The organism is Nitrospira sp. BLG_2 (assembly GCF_049222245.1).
In genome coordinates this window covers 1-10,928 of sequence record NZ_JBLYIG010000168.1, presented here as the reverse complement: position 1 = coordinate 10,928, position 10,928 = coordinate 1, and the positions used below count along the sequence as shown (strand labels likewise).

Genomic DNA, 10,928 nt, shown 5'->3' with positions numbered 1-10,928 from the left:
AGACACGGATCGCGGTCCGGTTGGGTTCGAGAGAGTCATGGTCCGCCGCTCACTGCTTGTCACCAAAATCGGGATTGGACCGTACCATGGCGAGGCGAAGAAAAGAAATGTTCACTTTCCGGAAATCAGTCTGCGCTATTGACGGGAAGGATGGTCTTATCTTGAAGTTGATGGCATGCCAAAGGACGAGTTCTTCACCGAGCCGACTACGCTCGTTTTACTCCCCTGACAACCACCATTCGCGACGTTCGTTGACTTCCCTCGAACCATTCGATACTGTGTGTCGTCCCTGAGATCGACGCTATGACGCTCGCGACCGATCATCCCTATAATTATCAGTGATCCCAGCATTCTGGGCGGGGTCCCCATCATCACGGGTACCCGGACTCCAGTCCGGGCGATCGCGGAGATGTGGAAGTTTGGAACCATGCCGGAGGAAATTCTTATTCACTTACCGCACCTCACGTTGGCGCAAGTCTTTGACGCGCTTAGTTATTATCAAGACCACCGCGACGAGATCGACCAGGATCTTCTTCGTCATCGGATTCCGGATCACGCGATTGATCCCCGACTGCAGGGATGACCGACGCTCTGTTTGTTTCCCTTTACCTCGACGAAGATGTTCTGTGCTGCTAGGCGAGTGGTTGCGCCCGCATGGGTTTGATGTCCTGACAACTCGCGACGCCTCGAATCTTGGACTTTCCGACGATGCCCAGCTTCGGTTTGCCACCGAACGACAGCGTGCGTTGCTCACGCACAATCGGATCGATTTTGAACGCCTACACCGCGCCGCGATTGACGGGCACGCATCCCATGCAGGGATCATCATTGCGAATCGCCGCGCCTCCCATGCCGACGTCGCGCGACGCATTATGAAACTCCTCAACTTCTTCACCGCCGACGCGATCAAAAATCAACTCCTGTATCTGTGACGAACGTCGAGGGGACAATTCTATATCTTCAGACAAATTACGACCGACGTAGTGGACCAATTGTTTTAGGGACCGGCTCCGGCCTTACTGGACTTTGACGAACTCAGTCGGGCCATGTCTGCACCCCCTCTCCGCCTCCACGACCAGCGGTGAAGTTGCAAACACGCGCCCGAAATAGTCCTGTGGAACACGACTCGGATAGCTGCCGACAAACCCTTCTTGTGTATCTTTGGTAATCTCGGCATCGAGGTACGTCACATTCGCGTTGAGGTTCAAGCCAGGGACCGGCTGACCATTGATATCGAACTCCACCCCTTGGTGCCGTTGCTCACCGACGGCGATCGCAAACCTGATATCGCTCGGATCCGGTGTCGACACGTTGCGCCGATAGGTGCGGAACAGCGCCGTGGTAACCCGAAGGCGCTCATCCAAAAAATTCCATTTCGCGCCTATTTCATAATTGATGCCGGTTTCCGGCTCCAGCAATTGCCGATCACGTGCGCTCGCGAACGGTTGTGGCTGAAATGACTGTTGAATTCCTCCATAGACATTCATCCACGGAGTCACTTTGAAGGTGGCCCCGAACCGACCGGTCCAGGCGGATTTGGTTTGTTCGCTCAGGATACCGGTGGGTTTATCCAGATGAGTGGAATCAGCGGAGTCGTGTCGACCGGCTGCCACGATAGTCAGCCGATCGAAAGGGCGGGCAATCAACTGACCGAACGCGCCGGTCTGTTTCAAGGTCACGTTGGTGGCGAATGGAGGCGACGCCGCTATCAACACTGAATCAGGCGGAGCATGTAAGGTGTTTCTCGGATTGAACACATTGTCGAACACGAACGGTCCTCCCACCGGCAAATAGGCGTAATGGAGCGAGAAATTCTGCGTCATATCGCGATGGTCGGCTCCGGCCAATAGTTCGTGCTTTTGGCCCAGCAAAACAAACTCCTTACTGAGCGTGAGTTCGCCGGCATAGGTATCGACTCGGGTCTGTCGAAGTCCGGCGTTGACATAGGATTCTCCGCTCGGCGGAATACCGCCCGGTATTTGGCCGAACGGAGTATAGCTATAGATAGCTTTATCGGAGAGATCGGATTGTGAGTATTTCCCCTTGGCCGAGAATTTAATGTCGTGAAGAAACTTGTGGTCGTAATGGATTTCTCCGTTGTAGCCTGTATAGGCGGTACGGGCGCCATTGGGGGCTCCGCCACCGAAGTTGCGCGTGCGCGGAACATCGAGCATTTTTCCATCGCTCGCCAATGGCCAGCCCGATAACCGGCCCCGTCGAAATGTTGATATGTTCCGACCAACAGCAATTTGCCCGCTCCTTTGAACAAATCGATCTCCACGGATGGAGCAACGGTATATTGCCGAACAGGTGTGAAGTCGATAAAGTTCCCTCCCTCTTCGACAGCGAACACCAACCGGCCGCGGATAGACTCGTGCCTCGGCAGGACGCCGTTGGCATCGATGAGGCCTCTATAAAAGTCATACGAACCGAAATTGGCTTCGACGGTCGTGAAGTTGGAGCGCTGTGGTGTTTTCGTGATGCGGTTGATGATGCCGCCGGGATTGGCCGCGCCGCCGACGATCGAGGCCGGCCCTTTGACGACTTCATACCGTTCGACGATGCCCCAATCCGGCGCAAACAGTCCATCGGCGGGCAGCCCATTAGCCTTCATTCCGTTGAAATGATCATTGGCATCAAATCCCCTAATCGCGAAATCTTCCGCGCGTCCCTGGCTGGAATTGCTCCGAGATACTCCGCTGACCGCCTCGAAGGCGTCGGTCTGTGTCCGTGAGAAGGTGTCACGAATCACATCGCGCGTGACGACGCCGATCGAGTTTGGTGTCTCGTCGATGGACATGGTGCTGCGCGTGACCGTCGAGGCGCGGTCCACTTTGTAGCCGTCCACCGGCGTGGTCCAGGTCGGCCGTTCCCGGACGTGCTTCACGACAACTTCCGGCACCTTGATGGGTTTTGAGATGTCTGCTTTTCCCTTCGCTTCATCGCCAGCGATGTTTCCGGCAACGGGAGAAGCGAATGGCTGCCCGTTGCTCCCGCTCAGCGGATCCGCGATCTCCAGCGTGACCATCCCCTCGCCGGACACGATGCTGCAGGCCGGTGCCGGCCCAGCAAGATGCCCAAGGCCCGAATGGGGGTATACGTGCCTTGGACACCTTGCGTCTGTCGCCCTTCGGTCAACCCGGAACGATAAAACAGCTCGAGCCCGTTCCTGCCTCAGAAAAATACCCGGAGCGACGCGATGGCGGTGATCGGCGCGCCGAAGCTATTATAGGCGTTGAGATTGCCTGGGCTCTCGATATATGTGGCGTTGAGCAAATTGCGGACGTTGACGGTCACATCGTAGCGTTCGTTTCCACGGTAAAAGAGAACAGCATCGACGCGTTGATAAGCGTCTGTACTGATCGCGTTGGGTGTCAACAATTCATACTTGCCTTGGTAATAAACTCCTCCCCCGAATCCCAACCCCTTCAGGGGACCGGACTGGAGCTGATAGGTCGCGAAGACGCGCCCCACATAGTTACGCGGAACCCGAGTCGGATAACTGCCGACGAATCCGGGGGTACTGTCTTCCGTAATCACGGCATCCAGATAGGTAAAGGCCGCGTTCAGGTTCAGGCCGGGAATCGGTTGCCCGTTTACGTCCAATTCCGCACCCTGATGGCGCTGTTCGCCAACGGCGATGCTAAATCGAAAGTCCGTCGGATCAGGGGTCGCGACATTACGGCGATAGGTGCGAAACAGAGCGGTGGTGATGCGCAGGCGCTCGTCGAGCATGTGAAGCTTGGCACCGATTTCATAATTGATACCGGTCTCCGGGTTCAACATTTCATTATTTCGAGTGATAAAGAGAGGCTGAGGAGCGAAGGATTGTTGGACGCCGCCATAGACGTTCATCCAGTCGGTTACTTTCAACGTCGCGCCAGCTCTGCCGGTCCATCGGGAGTCCGTCCGCCCGCTTTGCGCGCTCGTCGATGACTCGCGGTTGGTCGAGTCCGCCTCGTCGTGCCGTCCGGCCAGCACGAGGGTTAACCGGTCGAAGGGGCGGATGACCGTTTGCGCGAACACACCGGTCTGTTTCAAGGTAGATCGGCGGCTTGTGGTTGCTATGCTCGCTAAAAAGGAATCGGGCGCCGCGGGTATCCCATTCAGTGGGTTGAACACGTTATCGAGTATAGGTGTGCCGCCTTCCGGCAAGTAGGTATAGCCAATCAAGAACTTCTGCGTCATGTTGCGATGGTCGGCGCCGACAAGGATTTCCTGCCTCTGCCCGAACAGCGAGAAGTCCTTGCTTAAAAACAACTCGCCAGCATACGTATCGAACCGATTTTGGCGAAGCCCGTTGTTAAGGTAGGAGTCCCCGCTCGGGAGAATCCCGCCGGGGGTGTAGCTATACACGACATTATCGGTGAGATTGGACTGCGAATATTTCCCTTTGGCTGAGAGTTTAATGCCGTGGATGAACTGATGATCGTAATGGAGCTCGCCGTTGTAGCCGGTAAAGTTGGTATGGGCTCCCACCGCGGCGCCGCCGCCGAAGTTCCGCGTGCGCGGCACGTTGGGCATGTTCCCATCGCTCGTGAGGGGCCAACCGGGATAGCTGGCGCCGTCGAACTTTTGATAGGTCCCGAGGACGAGTAATTTTCCGGCGCCCTTGAACAAGTTGAATTCGACGGACGGAGCGACGGTGTATTGCCGGACCGGACTATTATCGACGAAATTACCCCCGTCTTCGACGGCAAAGACCAATCGGCCACGGATATTGTCATTGATCGGGAGGACTCCATTGGCATCGATCATGCCTCTCAAGAGACCGTAGGAACCTGCTTGAAATTCGGTGGTCGTAAAATTATGACGTTGCGGTGTCTTGGTGATGCGGTTGACGACGCCGCCGGGATTGGCCGCTCCGCCGACGATGGAGGTTGGACCTTTCACGACTTCATACCGCTCGACGATGCCCCAATCCGGCGCGAACACGCAATCGGTCGGCAGCCCATTGACCTTCATGCCGTTGAAGCCTCCGGTAAAGCTACAGACTTCGAACCCTCGGATATTGATGCCTTCAGCCCGTCCCAATCTGGTGTTGCTGCGAGACATGCCGCTCACGGCTTCGAAGGCATCGCTTTGTGTCCGAGAAAATGTGTCACGAATAATGTCACGGGTAACCACTCCGATCGAAGTCGGTGTTTCATCGATGGACAGGGTGCTACGTGTGACCGTCGAAGCATGGTCGGCCTTGTAGCCGTCCACCGGCGTGGTCCAGGTCGGCCGTTCCCGGACATCCTTGACCACGACTTCCGGCACCTTGACCGGCTTCTGCTTCTCCAGCTGGTCCTCTGACAGATCCTGCGGCGAGATGGCTCCTTGTTTGTCCGCGAGCTGGAGCGTCACCGCCCTGGGGTTTGAAAATATAGCCTGCAACCCCGTTCCGGCCAAAATGCCTTGGAGTGCCTCCTCCGCCGTATAGTCGCCCTGCAAACCCTGGGTCCGGCGACCGGCGACTACGTCGGACGGGTACAACGATTGAATACCGGTATGCCTGGAAAACTCGATGAGCGCGCTCTCCAAATCTCCTGCCGGAATATCGAACCGTTGCTTCGAGCCTCCTTGCGGTTCTTCGTTCGCCGCCACTCGAAGGGCCGGCATCTGATTGCGAGCGAGGTCCCCTTTCCAGTCAGAGCGCCCGCGTGTCCGTTGATCGGTTCTCTTTCCGAACGGATCGAGGTCCTGTTCCGGCTCGCGTGGAGTCGGCTTCCAATCCTCCGCCCGAACATCGGACGGTACGCCCGGATAATAAATGCCCAAGGCCAAGGCCGATAGACTTGCCAGGAAATTCCAGGCGAATCGGTGCCGGGGCACACCGACCTGTTCTTCATCCATGGCGGAGAGCGTCGTTTGCTCACGCGCGGCAGTCGCCCGATTGTCCGCTGGGACATGAGCTTGAGCGCGAGGATCATCGTGGGCCATTGAGTTCATCTCCTTCATCGTTCGTCGTTCTTATCTTTGCTCTACGCATTCTTTCTTTTGCCTGGGACTCCTCACCATTGGTAGCGCGAGGCGGCACACATGAGTCCCAACAGGAGCATACGAGAGGTAGGACGACGGCGAGACCGGTCACCCTCACGTCGCATATGATTTTTTATTTATTTGGTACGGAATGGATTTGGTGGACCATGGTGCGACAAAGGACTGGGTGGCGCGTGACACCCCCGTCCCGGAGGTCAAAATCGCCACACGATCCGAAACAGAGTCGTTCTCTCGTCCAGCGGAGGTGCTTCTTATTTCGGTGAATGACGGGACGACACTCGTGATTTCGACGAGGGGGGCGCCGACTCGATGAGGATCAGGTTGTCTTGGACTCGCTGCACGCGAATCGGCAACGCAGCCTGCAGTGTCTCCATGGCATGATCAAGTTCTTGAATATTGAAGACACCGCTTACCGGAAACGCTTCCAGGCTCGGATCGAGCAATCTGATGTCTTCCGGCCGGTACCGTGCGATTTCCTCCAAGACCTGTTTGAGCGGCTGCGACCGGAAGATCAACTTGCCTTCTTTCCAACTCGCGGCGCGATTCCGATCAAAGACGCTGATGTCTGAGATGCCGCCGTCTGCGCCGTAAGAAAGCTGCTGCCCTGCGTGCAGCACGGCGGGTCGAGGCATGGGAATGCCTGCGCGATTCCCCTGGACTCCGACTTCGACGATGCCTTCCCAGACCAAGACGCGTACGTCACCGGAGGATTTGTTGACGACGAACTGTGTGCCGATGTCGCGGATCGTCCCGTTGGCGACGCGCACGGTGAATGGCCGCCGCTGGCCGGGCGAAACCGTGAACCAGGCCTCACCGCGCTCCAGGCGGATCAACCGCTCATCGCGAGAAAACTCCACGGTCATTCTCGTATCCGTGTTCAACGTAACAGTGGAACCGTCCATCAAGGACACTTGTCGCTGCGCCCCTTTCGCAGTCTCATACAGCATGGTCTCAGGAAGACCGGTCCACCACCAGGCTGCCACAAGGATGAGGAAGAGTACCATCGCGGCGGGCGCAGCCTGTCCCCATCTCCACCGCGACCATCGAGATGTCGCTTTCCTTTCATGATGGTCAGCCCATAGGTGTTCCGCCTTGTGGATTTCCGAATACAATAGGGGTTGCGTATCGTCCAAGACCGCCCACATCCGCGACACTTCATCGAATTCTCGTCTATGCTCCGGATTTGACATCAACCAGGCGTCGAGTTCTCGGCGATCGCCGCTCGTGGCTGAACCCGAATGGAGTCGCACGATCCAAAAGACAGCCTGTTCCCGTAAGGAACGAGGTGTAGTGGTTGGGTTCGATTGTGTCATGCGCAGCGATGGATCATAGCTCTACTGAATGGGACGAACAAGAGCGGTCTCACCCTCATATAGAAAACTGTAGCTCAGGAAAACGAAGTTGATTAACTACGAGATATCTTTGAAGCGTTCGCGACAGAAGGCCGTCGCTTTGAGGATATGCTTTTCAACCATACTGATCGAAATACCGAGCTGCTCGGCGATCTCAGCATGAGAACGCTCTTTGAATTTGTGAAGGAGAAATACATGGCGGCAGCGAGGCGGAAGCTCCATGAGGGCCTCGTACAGGAGACGGATTTGTTCCTTAGCCGCCACCACGGTTTCCTGTTCCGGCGGGGCGACCAGGACAGTCTGGATGTCGTCCGTATCGAGTGATTGTTCGACGCGGCGTTGCCGGCGGCGAAACAGGTCCACCGTGAGATTGATCGCGGTCTTATAGAGAAAGGCCCGCGGTCGGTCGATGGGAACCGAGGAGCCCTGCGCCAGCACGCGGAGAAACGTTTCCTGCGCGACATCGAGAGCCTGGTCGCGCGATCGCAGCTTGACCGTCAGAAACTTGACGAGCTCGTCGTAGTATTGCCGAAAAATGACAAAGCGTTCTGCCGCAATCTCGTTCGCCACGGAGGATGATCCCGCCTTCCCGTGAAATCATCTGGCTATAACCATGATAATGAGAAGCGGTTTCAATTATGAGCGAGATGAATGCGCGAAATCAAGGCATCAGCGATGCCGACAGCAGTTTCAAACGACAGGCTGGTCGAATCGCTTCGATGCCAAACGAATAGGGAACGTCCGCGCGCTGCGGCACATTCGAGATTTGTGATCGGTCCGGTGTTTGCGCGATTTCTGTGCGCGGCAAAGGCTCACCGGTGCGGGCCAGAGTGAAACTGGCGGGGCGGCATGCCGCCGATGGCGGACGCGTGAATCTGGATGAATCGCCTGCAGCGCGCACACTTGATGACCAGGCTCTGACCGTGCCAACGCGCTATCAGCTTCCCGCAGTGGCACCGGACGTCCACGCCCGAGGCAGCCGGCTCGTTCATGATTCTCCCTCGTTCGCGCATGGCCTGTCTTCTCGGTTGAATTCAGAAAGATCAAATCCCATCCACGAAGAACAGGGATCTTGAGAGTTCAGGACCTGGGTGGAGGCGCGACAAGACCGGAAACTATAGGGAGGGAAATGAAAAGGCATATGTTCTCCCTCCGAGTCGGCTCGGAACGAACCCAGAATGGAGCCCTCGTCGAGCACGCCACATACCAAGCGCAGCGCGAAGTAGCTGCTACTTGAAGGTCAGTTTCTTCAGCTCCGCGGCCGGTAGTTCGACTTCCCCGAATTCGGATTGGCCTTTGAAACTGCCTGCGATGGCCAGGACAAATTCGCCGGTCTTGCCGTCGTTGAGCGTAATCGTGACATTAGGCGGCGTCGCACCATTGCCGGACGGCTTGAGATCGATCTGTTTGATGCCATCGAATTTGATTTTGACCGTGGCGGTGCCGCGCTTCACGGGAAGTTCACGAAGTTCGTGCGGGACGAACGCGGTTTCACTGATCTTCTCTTCGTAATAGAAGATGACGTTTTTGACGTCCGTTTCAACGCTCTTGGCATCAACCGCCACGGCGTGGAAAGCTTTCTCACTCTTGCTCTGGGCCACTGCTGGATTGCCGAATAGACAGAGCATTCCGATTACAGATATGAATGACACAGAGCGAATGATTGAGCGCCTGATCCTCTGGCGATTCATCGTAATTCTCCTTTATGCGTGTTTCGCTTGAGCTGTTCTTGTTCCGCTTGTTACCCTTCCAAACGATAACTGATCGGAACCAGAATGGTAATGTGTGACTTTTCCAACTGATGTTTGAGCGTCAACGGCGAAGCCTTCCTCATGACCACCAACGCCTCCTCATCCAGCAGCGCGTGGCCCGAGCTTTCAGCGACGCGGAGATCTCCCACCGTGCCGTCCGCCTTGATGACCGCCTGCACGACCACCTTACCTTCCCAATGATTGGATCTTGCCTGCAGCGGATAGCGTTTCAACTCTTCGATCCGTTTTCGGATCATGTCGCTCAGCCAACCGTAATCAGCCTCCGTTTTACGATGGTGCACAAGTCTCTGTTGGACGACGCGCTGCTCGACAGCTGGCGCTTCAAATGTGGCTACCGGTTCCGTCATGACAACCTGCGAAGTCACCACCTGGGTTTCCGACGATTCTGCAAAGAGAGACTCCGTCATTGCGTCAACCACATCCTTCACAACTTGCGTCGTTTCAATAGGAACCATTGCCTCGTAGGATGTCGGTGGCGGGGTTTGTTTGGTTATCGACTTGGTGGCCGTTTGGGTTCGAGGCTTTGGCTTAACGGGCGGAGGTGGAGGCTGGATCACTTGTTCGACCGGCATAGATTCAGGTTGAGTCGGTTCAGTATGAGATGGAGCCTCCACCATTGAGATATCCCACTGAAATGGTTCCAGCAGGACCGGTTGCTCGACTTGCCCCATGATGAACATCGCGCCGGCAACACCCAAGAGATGCAGCATCACGGATGCCAACCAACCTCGTGTTTGTTCGTGGCCAGCGCCCGTATTGATGCGATTGAATTCGATGGTGGTCATGATCGTAGGACCTCTAAACTCACCTGTCGAAACCCAAGCCCCTTGACTTCATCAACCACTGTCACAAACCGCTCTAAAACCGTGACGCGATCAGCCCGCAATATGACCGCGGACTCTCGAGAATGCCCGTTCAAAACAGTTGCCAGGCCGTCCGCCGCGATAGGATTATCATTCACAAATAGTTGACCGTCGGCCGTCAGGGTAATCATCAACGGCACATCCCGATGATCATTGACTTCCGTTGCCTTCGCCAACTCGACCGGCACTTGCCCCGTCGAAATGAACGTGGCGGTGGTCAAGACAATGACCAAGAGCACCAGCATCACGTCCACCAGAGGAATGACATTGATCTGATTCAGCTCACGCTCCATGCTGCACCTTGTATAACGTGAGCAGTTCGGAGACGCGTCGTCGGAGGATGTTGTTCAGCACGACGCAGGGAATCGCCACCAGCAGCCCGATAGCGGTTGCTTTGAGGGCCAGGCTCAATCCGACCATAATCGCGCTGACCGCCATCGTTCCAGAGGTACCCATCGTATGAAACGTCAGCATAATCCCCAACACGGTTCCCAACAGTCCAATATAGGGTGCATTGGCCGCCACCGTTCCGATGACAACCAGCCGTTTTGTCAAGGCAATTTCCAGCGTCTGAACGTTCTCGAACAGATGAGGCGTCACACGGCGATAGTAGAGCCACCGTTCAACCGCCACGGCCAGTGCCCATATGCTCAGCACGACCAGCAGCCCAATAATTCCGTAATCCACCAGGTGGGTAAGTACGTCCATATAGAAAGATCCTTTGTTCCTAGGACATCCCGATTTTTCTGAGTGCCGTTAAAGTCTTCGTTGACATGACAAGCGCAGAAAAAAAAGCCCATGGTCACCTAAAAAAGCAGCCATGCGCTTGGATTTAACGGACCCTTGCCTCAGACCGATGGCCTATGTCATCGTGGCCTCGGCATTGATTATGATAAGTGATATCAGTACATCATGGCGTTTCGTTCTGTCAATCCCTCTCCATGGCTTCAAAACGG

General features: G+C 56.0%; 9 protein-coding genes and 2 pseudogenes. 2 read left to right on the top strand and 9 right to left on the bottom strand.

Annotation, left to right across the window (positions count from 1 at the left end):
- Positions 1-319: 319 nt before the first annotated feature.
- Together ACOSYY_RS04690 and ACOSYY_RS04685 are read left to right on the top strand one after the other, a co-directional pair.
- Positions 320-439 (top strand): annotated as a pseudogene (locus ACOSYY_RS04690) (DUF433 domain-containing protein); the annotation flags it as partial.
- 187 nt (positions 440-626) lie between these two features.
- Entirely contained in the window at positions 627-932 is a 306-nt protein-coding gene (locus ACOSYY_RS04685) for a DUF5615 family PIN-like protein (protein ID WP_421661110.1), read from the top strand.
- An 84-nt stretch (positions 933-1,016) separates the two neighbouring features.
- Here ACOSYY_RS04685 and ACOSYY_RS04680 read toward each other — a convergent pair whose 3' ends face one another.
- The 9 genes and pseudogenes from ACOSYY_RS04680 to exbB all read right to left on the bottom strand — a co-directional run bounded on the left by ACOSYY_RS04680 (position 1,017) and on the right by exbB (position 10,680).
- Entirely contained in the window at positions 1,017-2,192 is a 1,176-nt protein-coding gene (locus ACOSYY_RS04680) for a TonB-dependent siderophore receptor (protein WP_421661109.1), read from the bottom strand.
- A gap of 311 nt (positions 2,193-2,503) precedes the next feature.
- Positions 2,504-2,800, bottom strand: a pseudogene (locus ACOSYY_RS04675) (TonB-dependent receptor plug domain-containing protein); the annotation flags it as partial.
- A 374-nt stretch (positions 2,801-3,174) separates the two neighbouring features.
- Positions 3,175-5,925 carry a TonB-dependent siderophore receptor gene (locus ACOSYY_RS04670; protein ID WP_421661108.1) on the bottom strand — a complete coding sequence of 917 codons (2,751 nt, stop codon included), beginning with the start codon at positions 5,923-5,925 and terminating at the stop codon, positions 3,175-3,177.
- 311 nt (positions 5,926-6,236) lie between these two features.
- Positions 6,237-7,298: a FecR family protein gene (locus ACOSYY_RS04665; RefSeq protein ID WP_421661107.1), complete on the bottom strand. Its 1,062-nt coding sequence runs from the start codon at positions 7,296-7,298 to the stop codon at positions 6,237-6,239.
- A gap of 96 nt (positions 7,299-7,394) precedes the next feature.
- Entirely contained in the window at positions 7,395-7,907 is a 513-nt protein-coding gene (locus ACOSYY_RS04660) for a sigma-70 family RNA polymerase sigma factor (RefSeq protein WP_421661106.1), read from the bottom strand.
- A 659-nt stretch (positions 7,908-8,566) separates the two neighbouring features.
- Positions 8,567-9,028, bottom strand: a complete 462-nt coding sequence (locus ACOSYY_RS04655) for a hypothetical protein (protein ID WP_421661105.1) — start codon at positions 9,026-9,028, stop codon at positions 8,567-8,569.
- Between the two features lie 50 nt (positions 9,029-9,078).
- The gene (locus ACOSYY_RS04650) at positions 9,079-9,894 is read right to left on the bottom strand and encodes an energy transducer TonB (RefSeq protein WP_421661104.1); all 816 of its coding nucleotides are present in this window, start codon (positions 9,892-9,894) and stop codon (positions 9,079-9,081) included.
- Positions 9,891-10,265, bottom strand: a complete 375-nt coding sequence (locus ACOSYY_RS04645; RefSeq protein WP_421661103.1) for a biopolymer transporter ExbD — start codon at positions 10,263-10,265, stop codon at positions 9,891-9,893. Before ACOSYY_RS04645 ends, ACOSYY_RS04650 begins: the two co-directional genes overlap by 4 nt.
- Positions 10,255-10,680, bottom strand: a complete 426-nt coding sequence (exbB, locus tag ACOSYY_RS04640) for a TonB-system energizer ExbB (RefSeq protein WP_421661102.1) — start codon at positions 10,678-10,680, stop codon at positions 10,255-10,257. Before exbB ends, ACOSYY_RS04645 begins: the two co-directional genes overlap by 11 nt.
- Positions 10,681-10,928: the final 248 nt, after the last annotated feature.